This is a genomic window from Ensifer sp. Root423, from assembly GCF_001426275.1.
Taxonomy (GTDB): domain Bacteria; phylum Pseudomonadota; class Alphaproteobacteria; order Rhizobiales; family Rhizobiaceae; genus Ensifer; species Ensifer adhaerens.
The window spans coordinates 41,387-56,969 of the sequence record NZ_LMEG01000004.1 but is presented as its reverse complement, the minus strand read 5'-3'; the positions used below and the strand labels follow the sequence as shown (position 1 = coordinate 56,969).

The window sequence follows — 15,583 nt, the reverse complement described above, 5'->3', positions numbered from 1 at the left end:
GCCATGGCGAGTTTTCGGCCAATCCTTGAGGAAGACACGCTGTTCATCGCTTGCACCCGGCCGGCGATGATCGCTGGCGTGACGATGGAAGCCATGGGCATGAACATCATGCTGACGACCATTCTTTACATCGTCGCCGGCTCGATCGCCTACTTGGCTGTTGGCGTCGTCTTTCACCTCATTTTCCGCGCGCTCGTCAAACACGACCACAACATGTTCCGCATCTTACTGGCTTGGGTGGACACACGCGGCCGGTCGCGCAACAGCGCCTTTTGGGGCGGAGCGACGCTTAGTCCCCTGAAGCTCGCCCGGAAATACGATGAAAGGGACCTCGGATTTGCCTAGCCTGACCACACTCAGATCTCGCGAACTCGGTCCGGAGACCTTCATCCCCTATGTCCGCCATGTCGACGTGTCGACGATCGCGCTCGATTCCCGGGCGCTGATGGTAATGATCGCGCTTGAAGGCGTCTCTTTCGAGACCGCGGATGTTCTCGACCTGAATGCTCTGCATCGGGACCTCAACACGCTCTATCGGAACATCGCCGACGAGCGGCTTGCCTTGTGGACTCATCTCATCCGCCGTCGCGACAACAGCTATCCGGAAGGCACGTTCACTACACCTTTCTCGGCGGCGCTCAATGATAAGTATCGCGCGCGCATGGTTGGGGAGGACCTGTTTCGCAACGACCTCTATCTGACGATCCTGTGGTCTCCGGCCCGCGATCCGTCCGACAAGGCGGCAAGGCTGCTGGCGCGCTTGCGTCGGGCACGTCAGGCCGGGGCCGAACTCGACGAGGAAGCCCTCAAGCAGCTCCGCGACAAGGTCATTGATGTCACAGCGGCGTTGAAACGCTTCGAACCGCGCGTGCTGTGCCTCTACGAACGTGACGGCCTGTTGTTCTCGGAGCCGAGCGAAGTGCTGCATCAGTTCGTCGGCGGCCGTCGGGAGCCGGTCCCGCTGACGGAGGGGCGTATCGCCTCGGCGATCTACTCGGATCGTGTCATTGTCGGCCGCGAGACAGTCGAGATCCGGCACGAGGCCGAAAGCCGCTTTGCCGGCATGCTGAGTTTTAAGGAATATCCGGCCAGAACTCGGACCGGCATGCTCGACGGTGTGCTCACTAGTCCCTTCGAACTGATCCTGACGCAATCCTTCTCCTTCGTCTCGAAGGCGGACGCCCGCGTGATCATGGGCCGCAAGCAAAACCAGATGGTCAGCAGTGGGGACAAGGCGGCCTCACAGATCGAGGAACTTGATGGGGCGATGGACGATCTGGAGTCCAATCGGTTCGTGCTAGGCGAGCACCACCTGACGCTTTCCGTCTTTGCCCCATCGGTGAAGGAATTGACCGACAATCTCGCCAAGGCGCGCGCCAGCCTGACCGGTGGAGCCGCCGTCGTCGCGCGCGAGGATCTCGGCCTCGAGGCGGCCTGGTGGGCGCAACTACCAGGAAACTTCCGCTATCGCGCCCGGTCCGGCGCGATCACGTCGCGCAACTTCGCGGCGCTCGCACCATTCCACTCCTACCCGATCGGTCGGAAGCACGGCAATGAATGGGGACCTGCCGTCGCTCTTCTCAAGACGGCGTCGGGGTCACCGTACTACTTCAATTTCCATTATGGCGATCTCGGCAACACTTTCGTGTGCGGACCGTCCGGTGCCGGCAAGACCGTGCTTTTGAACTTCATGCTGTCGCAGCTGGAGAAACATGACCCGCATGTTGTGTTTTTCGATAAGGACAGGGGATCTGATCTCTACGTGCGCGCCGCCGGCGGCACCTATCTGCCGCTGAAGAATGGTGCCCCGACCGGGTGCGCTCCCCTGAAGGCACTGGAACCGACGCCGGACAACAAGGTGTTTCTCACGCGCTGGGTCGGCAGGCTTGTCGGCTCGGCAACACGGGAACTGACGGTGGCCGAACTCCGCGACATCGCCTCCGCGATCGACGGCCTTGCCGACTTGCCGGTGGAGCGCCGGACGATCGGCGCGCTCAGGACCTTCCTCAACAACGCCGATCCCGAAGGCATTGCCGCGCGGCTGCGGCGGTGGGAGAGAGGGGGGGCGCTCGGTTGGGTGTTCGATAACATCATTGAGGACATCGGCTTTGACGGCAAATTCGTCGGCTATGACATGACCGATTTCCTCGACAACGAGGAAATCCGCACGCCGCTGATGGCCTATCTCTTTCATCGGGTCGAGCAACTGATCGATGGCAGGCGCATCATCATCGTTATCGATGAGTTCTGGAAGGCGCTCCAGGATGAAGGGTTTCGCGATCTCGCACAGAACAAGCTCAAGACGATCCGCAAGCAGAACGGGCTTATGCTCTTTGCTACGCAGAGCCCGCGCGATGCGATCGTCTCGCCGATCGCTCATACGATCATCGAGCAATGCCCGACGCAGATCTTCCTACCGAACTTCCGCAGTAACCACGCCGACTATGTCGACGGCTTCAAGCTCACCGAGCGGGAGTATGAACTCATTGCACGCGAGCTCTCCGTCGAGAGCCGCCGATTCATATTGAAGCAAGGACACAATAGCGTTGTCGCCGAACTGAACCTCAGCGGTTTCGACGACGAACTTACCATCCTCTCCGGCCGCACCGCGAATGTCGAACTCGCCGATGCCATCCGCACAGAAGTCGGCGACCGGCTCGCGGATTGGCTTCCGATTTTTCAGCAAAGAAGGAGATTGAGCTAATGGGTTTCTATCGAATTCACGGCGCGGCAATAGCCGCGGCGCTCATTCTCTGCGCCGGCACGGCAGCCGGGCAGGGAATCCCGGTGATCGACCGAACCGCGATCGCCAAGCACCTCGAGAGTATCGCCCAACTGAAAGCTCAGCTTGATGCGCTCAACCAGCAGATAGAGCAGGCGCAGCAGCTTTACGGCTCGCTCAACAAGATCACCGACATGGCGGATGTTGCCGGCGTCTTGAACGATCCTGCCGTTCGCAAGGCGCTGCCTGGGGAGTTTAACGTCATCGAGGGACTGTTCAAGGGAAGCGCAACGGGCGTGTTCGGCGATACGGCCACAAAATTCCTTGAGGGTAATTCGACCTATCGGACCAGCGCAGAGGACTTCTACGCGCAGGAGCTTTCCCGCATTCAGAACAAGAATGCCGGGCAGATGAGCCTAGCGCAGCATATCTACGATGCCGCGGCCAAGCGAGTCGATGGCATTGACCAACTGCGCGAGAAGATTTCGACAGCGGCTGGCGCCAAGGACATAGCCGACCTTCAGGCGCGACTTCAGGCGGAAACAGCTTTCCTCCAGGCCGATGTACTGCGCATGGAGGCCCTCCGAATGGTCCAGCAGGCACAGGCACAGGTCGACGAGCAGCGCGAGGTGGAGGACTGGCGCCGACGCATGGATGCAATGAAAGCTGCACTGCAATGAAGGGCCATATCGTTCTTCTCGCTGTCCTATTGGTCAGTTGCTCCGAGCGAGCCGAACGGACCTACACTGTCGACGAACTCATCGCCGACGAGGCTCTGCTGGCCGAAATCATGGCGGCGTGTGGCACCAACCCCGGTGAATTAGGAAATACCCCGAATTGTCAAAACGCAGCGGCTGCAGATTTCAAGGCTAGCTTTCGACGCATGCGAAAAGCGCTTGGAGGCTGAGGCATGTATCAGGTCTTCGCCTTCGTCGACGAGCAGTTCAAGGCTCCGCTGGAGACCTTTATCTCCGACGGAACCTCGAACGTCTCCGAGTGGATCTCGGGCCCCCTGACGGCAGCGGTCACGCTCTACGTCGTGCTTTACGGCTATCTCGTGCTCCGCGGCTCGGTCCAGGAACCCATCCTCGACTTCGCATTTCGGACGATCAAGCTAGCCATCATCGCGACGCTGGTGACGGACGCCGACGAATACCAGACCTACGTCACCGACATTTTCTTCGACGTGTTGCCGCGTGAGATATCGCAGGCACTGAACACCGGCGCGGCGCCGAGCGCTACAACGTTCGACAGTCTGCTCGACAAGGGACAGGATTCAGCCATCGATATCTGGTCCCGTGCCACTTGGTCGTCGAGTATTGTGATGGGTATCGGTGGCGCAATGGTGATCGGCGCGAGCTTCACAGTAGCGGCGATCGGCTACGTTGTATCGCTTTATGCCCGGCTGGCGCTCGCCATCGTGCTCGCCATCGGTCCGATCTTCGTGGCCCTGGCAATGTTTCAGGCGACGCGGCGCTTCACCGAGGCGTGGCTGGGACAGCTTGCAAACTTCGTGATCCTCCAGGTGCTCGTCGTCGCCGTCGGCTCACTGCTGATCACCTGCATCGATACGACCTTCACGGCAATTCAAGGATATACCGACGTGCTGATGCGTCCCACCGCGCTCTGCGCCATCTGCCTCGCTGCCCTCTATGTCTTCTATCAGCTTCCGAACATCGCTTCGGCGCTTGCCGCCGGCGGCGCGTCGTTGACCTACGGCTACGGGGCTGCACGCGACGCCCACGAAAGCACGCTCGCTTGGGCGGCGTCCCGTACCGCCCGTGCGGCCGGACGCGGTGTCCGGGCCATTGGTCGAACCTTGAGCCCGAAGGGCTCGGGATTGTGACGCTTTTCGCACGAACAAGAAAAAGGCTCTTCAGGAATGATCAGAACATTTCCGCTGCTCTGCATGGCGGCTGCCTTAAGCGGCTGCGCATCGCTGACCTATCCGGTCCCGAATTGCGATGGCTATTCGCGCCGCCCCCTCAATCGCTCGATGTGGCAGTGGGAAGATAATAGCAACGTCAAACAGAAACAGTCCTATGCGGGACCGGCGACCTCTCAGTCCGTCGCCACCGCGTATGTCGAAGAGGGTAGGGAATCTTTCGCCTTTGCCCAGTTCGACGTCGACGCCTCCTATCGTCCATGCGGGGGCTGACGCGATGGTCTCCGGCGACGAACTCAAGACATACTTTGACAAGGCGCGGCGCTTCGACCAGGAACGCATGATCCAGGTCGAGCGCTCTTCACGCGTTGCCTGGTCCATTGCCGTCGCGGCAAGCATTCTCGCCGGCGCTTCGATCCTTGCCGTTGCCGGCCTCACGCCGTTGAAATCGGTCGAGCCGTTTGTCGTGCGGGTCGACAATTCGACAGGCATCGTTGATGTCGTCTCGGCGCTGACGTCGACGCCCGGCACCTATGACGAGGCCGTGACGAAATACTTCGCCGCGAAATACGTCCGCGCTCGCGAAAGCTACGTCTGGAGCGAGGCAGAGGACAACTTCCGCACAGTCGCTCTTCTTTCGACGCAGCCGGAGCAGGCTCGGTTCTCGGCCCTCTATCGCGGCAGCAATCCGGCGTCGCCGCAGAACACCTATGGGCGCGGCGCCACCGCACGCATCAGCATCGCATCGATCTCGCTGATCAATTCGCATGTCGTCTCCGTCCGCTACATGCGCACCATCACCCGCGGGGAAGAAGTCCGGACAACCCATTGGGTTGCAGCGCTGACGTTCTCCTATGCAAACGCGCCGATGTCGTCGACGGATCGGCTGGTGAATCCTCTCGGTTTTGCCGTCAGCGAATACCGCGCCGATCCGGAGGCCATCAACTGATGCGGACTATTTTCATTGCTACTCTCCTCCTTACGACGTCCGCCAGCACGGCATCTGCACTCGATATTCCGCGCGGCGCGGCGCAGGACAGTCGTGTCCGCTTTGTCGATTACCAGCCCTACAACATCACTCGCATCATAGGCTCCTTGCGTTCTTCGGTGCAGGTGGAGTTCGCGGCCGACGAGGAGATCGCCCATGTTGCGCTGGGCAACAGTGTAGCTTGGGAGGTGGCGCCGGCAGGAAACATCCTGTTTCTCAAACCGCGGGAAAATCAGCCGGTCACCAATCTCTCTGTCGTCTCCACTCGGCGCGACGGCTCGACCCGTAGCTACCAAATGGAACTGATGGTGCGGGACGGAAAAGTGGAGGTGGGTCATAACACCTACTTCTACGTCAAGTACCGCTACCCGGCCGATGAAGCGCAGCGGCGCCGCCAAGCTGCGGCGGCGCGAGAGATCGCTGCTCAGTCGAAGGAGGCCGACAATGCCCTGGCCATTCATGAGGGCTATGGTGCTCGGAATTGGCGTTATTCGGCGCAGGGCTCCCAGGCGCTGGAGCCGCACTCGGTCTACGACAATGGCAAGGTTACGACATTTGCCGTCGTCGGCAATCAGGAAATACCCGCGATCTACATCGAGAACTCAGACGGTAGTGAAAGCCTGGTGCCGAAATCCGTAGACGGCAATCTTGTCCTGGCCCACGCGATTGGCCGGAAGTTCATCCTGCGGAGGGGACGGGACGTGCTCTGCGTCTTCAACGAGGCCTATGACCGCGTCGGTATCAACCCGGACACCAACACGACCTCGCCGTCGGTCGAGCGGGTCGTTCGGACTGAAGCCGGCGCGGCGCACTAGGAGACAGTCATGCTTGAGGAAGATGAAAACCGGATACCGGGGGAGCGCGGCGAAACGGTTCCCGGGGGGAGGATCGACAGCAATCCTGTCTTGAAGCGCGGCGCGGTTGCGCTGGCTGTTGTTACCTTTGTCGCTTTCGCCCTGTGGTCGATGAGCGGCGAGCACACTCCGACGGACAGAACCAGACCCGAGCGGGTTGTCATCCGGCAAACGGCGAATTTCGAGCCCGTCAAGGAGAAGATGGAGCCGGTCCAAGCCGTGCCGGAAGTGAAGCTGCCGACCCCGCGCGCGGCAGAGGAGGTGCAGGCCGAAGATCCGCTGCTCGACTCGGCGCGCCGGGCGCCGGTCATGGCCTTCAGCGGTGGACAGAAGAACTCAACGTCGCACCATGAGACCGCGGATCCGGCGGTGCCCGCGGACAGCCATTTCGTGCCGCTTGATGGAAGCATGATGGGTCAGAACTCGGCCAACGCCGACGAGCAGCGGTTCAACGGGCTGCTACGGCCGACCAGGCTTGAGGGCTCGCGCGCCGGCACGCTCGGCAATCGGAACTTCGTAGTTGCAATGGGATCGTCAATTCCGTGCGTATTGGAAACTGCCATGGCATCCGATCAACCCGGCTTCACCAGCTGCGTAATCAACCGAGATGTTCTATCGGACAATGGCCGGGTTGTCCTGATGGAGAAAGGTACGCAAGTTGTTGGCGAATATCGGGGCGGCCTCCAGCGAGGACAGAAGCGCCTATTCGTGCTCTGGAACCGCGCGAAAACCCCGAACGGCGTCATCGTCACCTTGGCTTCGCCGGCAACGGATGCGCTCGGCCGGGCGGGCGTGAATGGCTATGTCGACACTCACTGGTGGGAGCGGTTCGGGAGTGCGCTTCTCCTGTCCATCGTCGGCGATGCCACGAGCTACGCCAACAGTCGCCTGCGTAACAGCGACGTCGACGCTGAGACCACCACAAACGCAGGCCAGCAGGCGGCAGCCATCGCCGTCGAGCAATCGATCAACATCCCGCCAACGCTCAATAAGAACCAAGGCGAGCTCGTCTCGATCTTCGTCGCGCGTGATCTCGATTTTTCCGGTGTTTACGGATTGCGCGTGATCGGGCCGAAAAACAAAATCCTTGACCGCGCGTTGCTGGGAGATGTCCGCCCGCGGTCGGCGCGCGTGACGAAGTAGGGTGCGGGCGATGACCGAAGGTCCTGATGCGACGGTCGTTCGTGAACTGCTGTCTCCGTTCATGCCGTACCTTGACGACCCCTCGCTCTACGAAGTGATCGTCAATAGGCCAGGCCAGGTGCTGACAGAAGGCTCTGGTGGATGGCGGACCCATAATCTGCCGGAGCTATCCTTTGAAAAGCTGATGCGCCTTGCCAGGGCCGTGGCTAGTCTTTCCCATCAATCCATCGATGAAACGCGGCCGATCCTGTCGGCAACACTGCCGGGGAATGAGCGAATCCAGATCGTCATCCCGCCTGCGACCACTCGGAACACGGTCAGCATCACCATCCGAAAGCCCTCGTCGGCCGCATTAAGTCTTGGCGACCTTGAGAAGGGTGGCTTGTTCACTGACATGGCGCCCGGCAGTCACATGGCCGGTGCGACGGACCGGAAACTCATCGATCTGCATCAGACGGGCGCGTGGGCCGAGTTCCTTCGCCAGGCGGTGCTGGCCCGGAAGAATATCGTCATCTCAGGAGCGACGGGGTCGGGGAAGACAACGCTCTCCAAGGCACTCATTCGTCATATTCCGGATGATGAGCGGGTCATCTCTATCGAAGACACGCCGGAACTCGTGATTCATCAGCCGAACCACGCGCGGTTATTCTATTCCAAGGGAGGTCAGGGGCTCGCCAAAGTCGGCGTGAAGGAGCTCCTGGAATCCTGTCTGCGCATGCGGCCCGATCGAATCCTATTGCAGGAACTGCGCGATGGGTCGGCTTTCTACTTCATCCGCAACGTGAACTCTGGGCATCCCGGCTCAATCACAACGGTGCACGCTGACTCCGCGAAACTGGCGTTTGAACAGTTGACCCTTCTGGTAAAGGAATCGGAGGGCGGACAATACCTGCAGCGCACCGACATTCGCGAACTCTTGAAAATCGCCATTGACGTCATCGTACAATGCAAGCGCATCGATGGGCAGTTTCGCGTAACGGAAGTCTATTTCCGGGCCCATTGACGAATAGATGTTTAGGAACGGTGCTGGAGCGACGACCTATTTCGTTAGGTCGTCGTGTCGCACATTGCCACACCACACGCTGCGCGGGATAAACATCGAATGCTGGCCAGTGATTTAAGGAACGTGCTTGAGGAGCTCTATAACGCGGGCGCCTATCGGGTGCCGGGAGATGAAATCTACTGGCCACCGGAACTGCACCCGGCGGTCTTTCGCGCCCTGAACATGCAATACATCACGCGAAGAGAGGTAGATGACGGTCGCGTTGAATTCTCGCTGACACAAGCTGGCTACCAGGCGATCAATGCCGAGGTGCCTTGGTCCGTCATCCTGCGGCGGCGACTGCGACATTTTTTCCGCTTCGACAAAGGTCGCTAAGTATTCGCCTCCCTGCTGAAATCCGGAACGTTGATCGGGATCAAAGGAATAGGCCTCTCCACGCACTAAGCTTCCTCTGGAGCTTGGAAGAGGAGGACCCCATGTTTCGCAATATTCTTATACCCACCGACGGCTCGCCCTTAGCAACAATCGCTGTCGATGCAGGCATAACCTTTGCAAAGGACGTCGGCGCACGAGTGAACATCCTTGCCGTTACCGAACCATTCCACCTCTATTCGGTCGATCCCGAGCAGTTGGCGAGCACGCGCACCGAATACGAGGCGCTGGCCAGCAAACATGCCGCGGAAATGCTCGCGGCTTTAGCGCGCAAGGCTGCGGCGGAAGGCGTGGAGTGCCAGACGGAGCAGGTCCGCAGCCACGAGGTCTACCGCGCAATCTGCGACCAGGCGATATACAAAGATGCCGATCTCATCATCATGGCGTCCCATGGTCGCAGTGGCGTCGGAAGCCTGATGCTCGGCAGCGTAGCTGCCAAGGTGCTGGCTCACTCCACGATACCGGTATTGATCTATCGCGCGAAGAAGTGAGGCGACGTCGCGCGACGCCTCGTTGATGTCCTACATACGCCGCCAACGCGTTGACGGCGTTCGACGAACCCCGACGAGGAGGGACGCGCTTTTCCATAATGGCAACGGCCCGGTGGTCTCTCGACCCCGAGCCGTTCTTCATCATCCTTGGAAGGATAAGGCGCCCTCGTGGGCGCTGGAATTTGTTAGCCGCGGCGCGTGTCGGGGAAGTTCGCCGGATCAATGCCCAGCGTGTGCAGGTCGCTTGCCTTCGGGCGGCGGTGACCTTCGACAGCGGCGGCGGCAGCGCTAGCAGCGCCGAGAACTGCGAATGCACGACCGATGAAACCTTTGTGATAGGTTGTGGTAGTCATCTTCTTGCTCGCTTTCGTTTTCTCTTCGATGAAATAAAGATGAGGTCTGGTCGGTCTTTTTGCAATGCACAATGAAGCACCCCAGCCATGCAACGAAAGCACGCTGCTTCAACTTGGGACGAGTGGGCGTCGGACCGTCTGCCCTCTTGAGCCGGGTCTATGAAGTGCCGGGGGCTGAAGATGCCGGCTGCCGGAAAATACAACGGCTCGGTGGTCTCTCGACCCCGAGCCGTTATATCCTTGGGAGGATAAGGCGCCCCTCGGGGCGCTGGAAATGTTAGCCGCGGCGCGTGTCCGGGAAGTTCGCCGGATCGATGCCCAGCGTACGCAGGTCGCTTGCCTTCGGGCGGCGGTGACCTTCGACAGCGGCGGCGGCAGCGCTAGCAGCGCCGAGAACTGCGAATGCACGACCGATGAAACCCTTGTGATAAGTTGTGGTAGCCATCTTCTTGCTCGCTTTCGTTTTCTCTTTGATGAGCAAAAGATGGGGTTTGGTCGGTCTTATTGCAATGCACAATCGGACAGGCCAGCCATGCAAAGGAAGCAGGCCCGGTCGGTTTTCAAACCGGCCGGGCCTGCGGATAGGCCTTGGGAGGAGGCGCTATGTCGATCGGGTCCGAAAGGGTTTCCGGACCCGATTGTTATTGGGGCTTAGTCTTCGTTGGCGGCGAGCTGCGAAAGGACTTCGCCGCGGCCACGGGCCCGAAGGATGAGCGGTACGATCAGCGCTGCAGCTGCGATGATCAGGAGGCCTGCGGCAATCGGCGAGGTGAACAGGACCGAGTAGTCCCCCTGGCTGATCGCGAGCGCGCGGCGCAGCTGCTGTTCGGCGAGCGGGCCCAGGATCAGGCCGACGACGACAGGCGCGATCGGATATCCGAAGATGCGCATCGCGTAACCGAGCAGGCCGAAGGCGAGCAACATGCCGAGCTCGTAGACCGACGGGTTGGCCCCGATCGTGCCGAGCGTGGCAAACAGCAGGATGCCGGCATAGAGCCAAGGCTTCGGAACTGTCAGCAGCTTCACCCAAAGACCGATGAGCGGCAGGTTCAGAACCAGCAACATGAAGTTGGCGATCAGAAGGCTGGCGATCAGGCCCCAGACGAGCTGCGGATTGGTCGCAAACAGCAGCGGTCCGGGCTGGAGGCCATACTGCTGGAAGCCGGCAAGCATGATCGCCGCGGTTGCCGTGGTCGGCAGGCCAAGCGTCAGGAGCGGCACGAGCGTGCCAGCGGCCGAGGCGTTGTTGGCCGCTTCCGGACCGGCGACGCCTTCGATCGCGCCATTGCCGAATTCTTCCGGATGCTTCGTCAGACGCTTTTCGGTGGCGTAGGACAGGAAGGTGCCGATCTCAGCGCCGCCAGCCGGCATGGCGCCGATCGGGAAGCCGATGAGGGTACCGCGCAGCCACGCCTTCCAGGAGCGTGCCCAGTCGGCCGCATTCATCCATACAGAGCCACGGACGGCCTCGACCTTGTCGGGCCCCTTGTCGCCCTGTGCAGCGATGTAGAGCGTCTCGCCGATGGCGAACATGGCAACGGCGAGCGTCGTGATTTCGATGCCGTCAAGCAATTCGGGAACGCCAAAGGAAAGACGTGCCTGGCCGGTCAGTTGGTCGATGCCGATGACTGAAAGCGCCAGGCCGACAAACAGCGATGTCAGACCGCGAAGGGTGCTGTCGCCGAAGGCGGAGGAAACGGTGACAAAGGCGAGAACCATCAGCGCGAAATATTCGCGCGGACCGAAAACAAGGGCCAGCTTGACGATGTAGGGCGCGATGAAGGCGAGACCGAGCGTGGCGATCAGGCCGGCGACGAAGGAGCCGATCGCCGCCGTTGCCAGCGCTGGCCCACCGCGTCCCGCTCTCGCCATCTTGTTGCCTTCGAGCGCAGTCACGATCGAGGCGCTTTCACCGGGCGTGTTCAACAGGATCGACGTGGTCGAGCCGCCATACATACCGCCGTAATAGATGCCGGCAAACATGATCAGCGAGCCGCCGGGATCGAGTCGGTAGGTGACCGGCAGCAGGAGCGCCACCGTCAGTGCCGGGCCGATGCCGGGCAGGACGCCGACCGCCGTGCCGAGCGTTACGCCGATCAGCGCGTAGAGCAGGTTCATCGGTTGCGCAGCAACCAGCAATCCCTGCATCAGGAATTCAAAAGTAGCCATGGTCGTCGGCCCTCTTAGAAGAACAGGCGTTCAAGCGGCCCCGCGGGCAGCGACAGGAGCAGGAGCTTGGCGAAGATCACCCACACGACAAAGCAGATCGCAATGCCGACGGGGAGCGAGAACCAAAGCTTGCGCTTGCCGAAACCACGTGCGGTCAACGCGAACAGAATGCCGGTGGCGATCGAGAAGCCTGCAATGTTCAAAAGCAGCATCTGGGCGGCAAGACCACCGACGATCCAGATAACCGGAGCGATTTCCTGGCGCTCGCGCTCTGGAAAATCGCCGCGAAACGCTTCGATCGCGGTCCAGATCGCAAGGCCAAAAAGACAGCAGGCGATCGCATAGGGGACCGTGGTCGGTCCGACCTGGGAGTAGCCGGCAGCGCCGGTCAGGCGCGACACATCCCAGAAAATGAGTCCAGCGATAGCGGCGAGAACCACCGCGATGAAGAGCGCCGCCCGATCCGGGCGACGCGTTGCAGTTGAAGGGTGATGCCCCTTGGTCATTTCACCAGTCCAATGTCCTTGAGAACGCCTTCGGTCGCCGCAACATCCTTGTCGAGCTGGGTGTTGAAGGCGTCACCGGCGAGATAGGTGTCCTGCCAGCCCTTGGTCTTCAGGACTTCCTGCCAACCGGCGGACTTCGCAAGCTTCTCGATATCGGCGGTTACGGCAGCCTTCTGCTCGTCCGAGAGACCCGGAGCAGCAGCGATCATGCGCCAGTTTTCGACAGTCACGTCGAGACCAGATTCCTTCAGCGTCGGAGCATCGACGCCGGCAAGGCGCTCGGCGCTCGAGACGGCGAGCAGGCGAAGCGTGCCGGCCTTGACCTGCGATTCGAATTCGCCGTAGCCCGAGACACCGGCCGTAACCTGGCTGCCGAGGATAGCGGCAAGTGCTTCACCGCCACCGGAATAGGCGATGTAGTTGATCTTGGTCGGGTCGACGCCGGCCGCCTTGGCGATCAGGCCAACAGCGATGTGGTCGGTACCGCCGGCCGAGCCGCCAGCCCAGGACACGGCGCCCGGATCTTTCTTCAGGGCTTCGACGAGGTCGCCCATGGTCTTGATCTCGGACGAGGCCGGAACGACGACAGCTTCGTATTCGCCGGTCAGGCGCGCGATTGGCGTAACGTCCTTAAGGGTGACCGGGGACTTGTTGGTGAGGATTGCACCGACCATGACGTAGCCGCCGACGATCAGGGCGTTCGGGTTGCCCTTCTGCTGGCTTGCGAACTGGGCGAGACCGATGGTGCCGCCAGCGCCCGGGACGTTCTGAACCTGAACGTTGCCGGAGATGCCTTCCTGCTGCATGACCGTCTGCAGCGAGCGGGCCGTCTGGTCCCAGCCGCCGCCCGGGTTTGCCGGTGCAATGATCGTGTAATCAGCGGCAACTGCCGGGAGCGACATGGCACCGGCGAGAATCGTTGCGAGGAAAATATGTTTCAAGGTCAGTCCTCCGTGAGGCGCGTTTTCACCGCGCACGTTGTTGCTGTGTGCGAACGGGAAGACGGCGACGGGCTCTTTACGACCCTTATCGCTTGACCGGATTGGTGGCTTCCTCCCAGTACGCAACCGGCGGCCCGCCTCCACGGGTGCCAGTGACCTTAAGGCACCATAGAAAGCTGACATTTAGCTGACATCAAGCCCCGAATGCGAAAATCCTGTCGCACCGTTTACGGAATTTTAGGTTCTCGCATGCGCTGACAGGCGATGTTGCCGGTCCCCGGCGTTCAAATTGAGGAAATTCCCGACCGGATTTCGCGACGGAACCACGAATCGCAACTGGGATATTGCCGCCAGCCGGCCCGAGCCTAGGTATCGAGCCTAGGTATGAGGAAGCAACGCCGACAAGCCGAAGACAGGTTTGCGCCGGCCCCGCCTGAAGGCGAGTTCCGGGCAAGGATGATGGGAGAGTAAATTCGATGGCGAAAGCGACGACCAAGGCCAAAATCAACGATGCGGCGGAAGACGCCACTTCTGCCTCCGGGCAGATCGACGCGAGGATCGCGGAACTTGGCGACTGGCGCGGTGCGACGCTCGCGCAGATACGCAAGCTGATCAAGGAAGCCGATCCTGACGTCGTCGAGGAGTGGAAATGGCGGGGCGTCCCGGTCTGGGAACATGCCGGCATCATCTGTACCGGCGAGACCTATAAAGCGGTTGTGAAAATGACCTTTGCCAAGGGAGCGGCGCTCGAGGATGCGGCCGGACTTTTCAACGCCAGCCTGGACGGCAATACCCGACGCGCCATCGATATCCATGAGGGCGAGGCGATCGACGAAGAGGCGTTGAAGGCATTGGTGCTTGCTGCCGTCGAACTGAACCTTTCCGCGCAGGCCCTACGTTCCGGGCGCTCGCGGAAGAAGGCTTAGGGCCGGAGCCTGGAGCGTTTCCAGCCTGACCGGGAGCGCCGCGCTTCCGGTCGGTCGTCTTCAATGGAGCCTCAGAACCTCGTTCCATTTGGCAATCAGCCGTGAGCGCTTCACCTGATCGAGATAGACCATCAGGCCCGGGCTCACCGGGACCGGGCGCAACTGGCCGCCAAGCATCGCCTGCATGGTGTTGGCGGTATTTTCGCCCGCGACCTCTGGGCTGACGGCCGGGATTTGCAATTCCCGCGCCATGATCGTCTGGCCTTCCTTGGACATGAAGAATTCAAGATAGCGCCGGCCGAGGTCGGGGGAGGCGGCAGCTTGCGGGACGAGGCCGATGCGCGACATCACCACGGTGTAGTCCTTCGGCAGAACGATGCCGACATCCGGATGCCGTGCCGCCCAGTCGGCGGCGTAAGAGCCGAGGATGTTGTAGCCGAGCACGAAGCGGCCGTCGGCGACACGCTCGAGGATTGCTTCGCTGGTCGAGTAGAGCTTGACGCCGGCCGCACCCATGGCCTGGATGACATCCCATATATCGCCGAACTGTTCCTGGTCGCGTGACATGAAGAGGAAGCCGACGCCGGACCGCTCGATGTCATAGGTTCCGATCCTGCCAAAGACGGCCGCGCCCTGGCGCTTCAGGTAATCGACAAATTCCGCGCGCGTCGACGGCGGTTTCTCCTTGGTGAAGCTCGGCTTGTGATAGACGAAGACGGCAGGCTCGAAGGTCAGCGCATAAGCCGTGTTGCGCCAGTTGGCCCAGGCCGGCCAGCGGTCGCTCATCGGCAGGTCGCTGCGCTGGGCGTAACCGTCGTTGCTGAGCTTGACTTGCAGGTCCATGGCGGAAGAAAAGGCGAAGTCCGCCGTCTTCATTCCGGCGTCGGTCTCCTTGATGATGCGGTCGTAGATTTCTCCGGTCAGCATGTCCTCATAGCGCACGGCAACATCCGGATTGGCCCGCTGGAAACCGATGATCATCGGCTTTGCGAGCGGCTCGTCGAGCGATGAATAGACGACCAGCGTGCGCACGTCCGCTTTGCCGGAAAGAGCTGGGAATATGATGGGGGCCGCAAGGAGCAGCTGGGGACAAAGGGCGAAAAAAAGAAAAGAAATCAAGAACCGCATGAATCCACAATGCCTCAGTGTCGCACCGTTCACAAGCAAGGC

At 60.9% G+C, this 15,583-nt stretch carries 19 protein-coding genes; 13 read left to right on the top strand and 6 right to left on the bottom strand.

The window, feature by feature from the left end; all coding sequences use genetic code 11:
- The first annotated feature begins 3 nt into the window (after positions 1–3).
- The 12 genes from ASD01_RS07020 to ASD01_RS06965 all read left to right on the top strand — a co-directional run bounded on the left by ASD01_RS07020 (position 4) and on the right by ASD01_RS06965 (position 9,518).
- Positions 4–345: a VirB3 family type IV secretion system protein gene (locus tag ASD01_RS07020; RefSeq protein WP_060529680.1), complete on the top strand. Its 342-nt coding sequence runs from the start codon at positions 4–6 to the stop codon at positions 343–345.
- The gene (locus ASD01_RS07015; RefSeq protein WP_060643735.1) at positions 338–2,704 is read left to right on the top strand and encodes a VirB4 family type IV secretion/conjugal transfer ATPase; all 2,367 of its coding nucleotides are present in this window, start codon (positions 338–340) and stop codon (positions 2,702–2,704) included. Before ASD01_RS07020 ends, ASD01_RS07015 begins: the two co-directional genes overlap by 8 nt.
- Entirely contained in the window at positions 2,704–3,402 is a 699-nt protein-coding gene (virB5, locus tag ASD01_RS07010; protein WP_060643734.1) for a P-type DNA transfer protein VirB5, read from the top strand. The genes ASD01_RS07015 and virB5 overlap by 1 nt, the downstream gene beginning before the upstream one ends.
- The gene (locus ASD01_RS07005; RefSeq protein ID WP_060643733.1) at positions 3,399–3,629 is read left to right on the top strand and encodes an EexN family lipoprotein; all 231 of its coding nucleotides are present in this window, start codon (positions 3,399–3,401) and stop codon (positions 3,627–3,629) included. The genes virB5 and ASD01_RS07005 overlap by 4 nt, the downstream gene beginning before the upstream one ends.
- Before the next feature lie 3 nt (positions 3,630–3,632).
- Positions 3,633–4,568 carry a TrbL/VirB6 family protein gene (locus tag ASD01_RS07000; protein WP_060643732.1) on the top strand — a complete coding sequence of 312 codons (936 nt, stop codon included), beginning with the start codon at positions 3,633–3,635 and terminating at the stop codon, positions 4,566–4,568.
- A gap of 36 nt (positions 4,569–4,604) precedes the next feature.
- The gene (locus ASD01_RS06995; RefSeq protein WP_060643731.1) at positions 4,605–4,880 is read left to right on the top strand and encodes a hypothetical protein; all 276 of its coding nucleotides are present in this window, start codon (positions 4,605–4,607) and stop codon (positions 4,878–4,880) included.
- 4 nt (positions 4,881–4,884) lie between these two features.
- Positions 4,885–5,556: a VirB8 family type IV secretion system protein gene (locus tag ASD01_RS06990; RefSeq protein WP_060643730.1), complete on the top strand. Its 672-nt coding sequence runs from the start codon at positions 4,885–4,887 to the stop codon at positions 5,554–5,556.
- The gene (virB9, locus tag ASD01_RS06985) at positions 5,556–6,410 is read left to right on the top strand and encodes a P-type conjugative transfer protein VirB9 (RefSeq protein WP_060643729.1); all 855 of its coding nucleotides are present in this window, start codon (positions 5,556–5,558) and stop codon (positions 6,408–6,410) included. The genes ASD01_RS06990 and virB9 overlap by 1 nt, the downstream gene beginning before the upstream one ends.
- Before the next feature lie 9 nt (positions 6,411–6,419).
- Entirely contained in the window at positions 6,420–7,592 is a 1,173-nt protein-coding gene (virB10, locus tag ASD01_RS06980; protein ID WP_060643728.1) for a type IV secretion system protein VirB10, read from the top strand.
- A gap of 10 nt (positions 7,593–7,602) precedes the next feature.
- Positions 7,603–8,595: a P-type DNA transfer ATPase VirB11 gene (virB11, locus tag ASD01_RS06975; protein ID WP_060643801.1), complete on the top strand. Its 993-nt coding sequence runs from the start codon at positions 7,603–7,605 to the stop codon at positions 8,593–8,595.
- A gap of 99 nt (positions 8,596–8,694) precedes the next feature.
- On the top strand, positions 8,695–8,970 hold the full coding sequence (locus ASD01_RS06970; protein ID WP_060643727.1) for a hypothetical protein: 276 nt from the start codon (positions 8,695–8,697) through the stop codon (positions 8,968–8,970).
- 101 nt (positions 8,971–9,071) lie between these two features.
- Positions 9,072–9,518, top strand: coding sequence for a universal stress protein (locus tag ASD01_RS06965; protein ID WP_060643726.1), 447 nt, complete (start codon positions 9,072–9,074; stop codon positions 9,516–9,518).
- A 185-nt stretch (positions 9,519–9,703) separates the two neighbouring features.
- On the opposite strand, the gene ASD01_RS36125 is transcribed toward ASD01_RS06965, so the two are convergent.
- The 5 genes from ASD01_RS36125 to ASD01_RS06940 form a co-directional block, all read right to left on the bottom strand.
- Positions 9,704–9,871, bottom strand: coding sequence for a hypothetical protein (locus tag ASD01_RS36125; RefSeq protein WP_089045876.1), 168 nt, complete (start codon positions 9,869–9,871; stop codon positions 9,704–9,706).
- 277 nt (positions 9,872–10,148) lie between these two features.
- Positions 10,149–10,316, bottom strand: a complete 168-nt coding sequence (locus ASD01_RS36120) for a hypothetical protein (RefSeq protein WP_089045897.1) — start codon at positions 10,314–10,316, stop codon at positions 10,149–10,151.
- Between the two features lie 206 nt (positions 10,317–10,522).
- On the bottom strand, positions 10,523–12,040 hold the full coding sequence (locus ASD01_RS06950; RefSeq protein WP_060643724.1) for a tripartite tricarboxylate transporter permease: 1,518 nt from the start codon (positions 12,038–12,040) through the stop codon (positions 10,523–10,525).
- Positions 12,041–12,054: 14 nt separating this feature from the next.
- The gene (locus ASD01_RS06945) at positions 12,055–12,546 is read right to left on the bottom strand and encodes a tripartite tricarboxylate transporter TctB family protein (protein ID WP_060521021.1); all 492 of its coding nucleotides are present in this window, start codon (positions 12,544–12,546) and stop codon (positions 12,055–12,057) included.
- Complete coding sequence (locus tag ASD01_RS06940; protein ID WP_060521022.1) at positions 12,543–13,487, bottom strand: Bug family tripartite tricarboxylate transporter substrate binding protein; 945 nt, start codon at positions 13,485–13,487, stop codon at positions 12,543–12,545. Before ASD01_RS06940 ends, ASD01_RS06945 begins: the two co-directional genes overlap by 4 nt.
- Before the next feature lie 476 nt (positions 13,488–13,963).
- Here ASD01_RS06940 and ASD01_RS06935 point away from each other — a divergent pair, with 476 nt between their 5' ends.
- Positions 13,964–14,413: a DUF1801 domain-containing protein gene (locus tag ASD01_RS06935; protein ID WP_060643723.1), complete on the top strand. Its 450-nt coding sequence runs from the start codon at positions 13,964–13,966 to the stop codon at positions 14,411–14,413.
- A 60-nt stretch (positions 14,414–14,473) separates the two neighbouring features.
- On the opposite strand, the gene ASD01_RS06930 is transcribed toward ASD01_RS06935, so the two are convergent.
- Positions 14,474–15,541, bottom strand: a complete 1,068-nt coding sequence (locus tag ASD01_RS06930; RefSeq protein WP_060643722.1) for an ABC transporter substrate-binding protein — start codon at positions 15,539–15,541, stop codon at positions 14,474–14,476.
- Positions 15,542–15,583 lie beyond the last annotated feature (42 nt).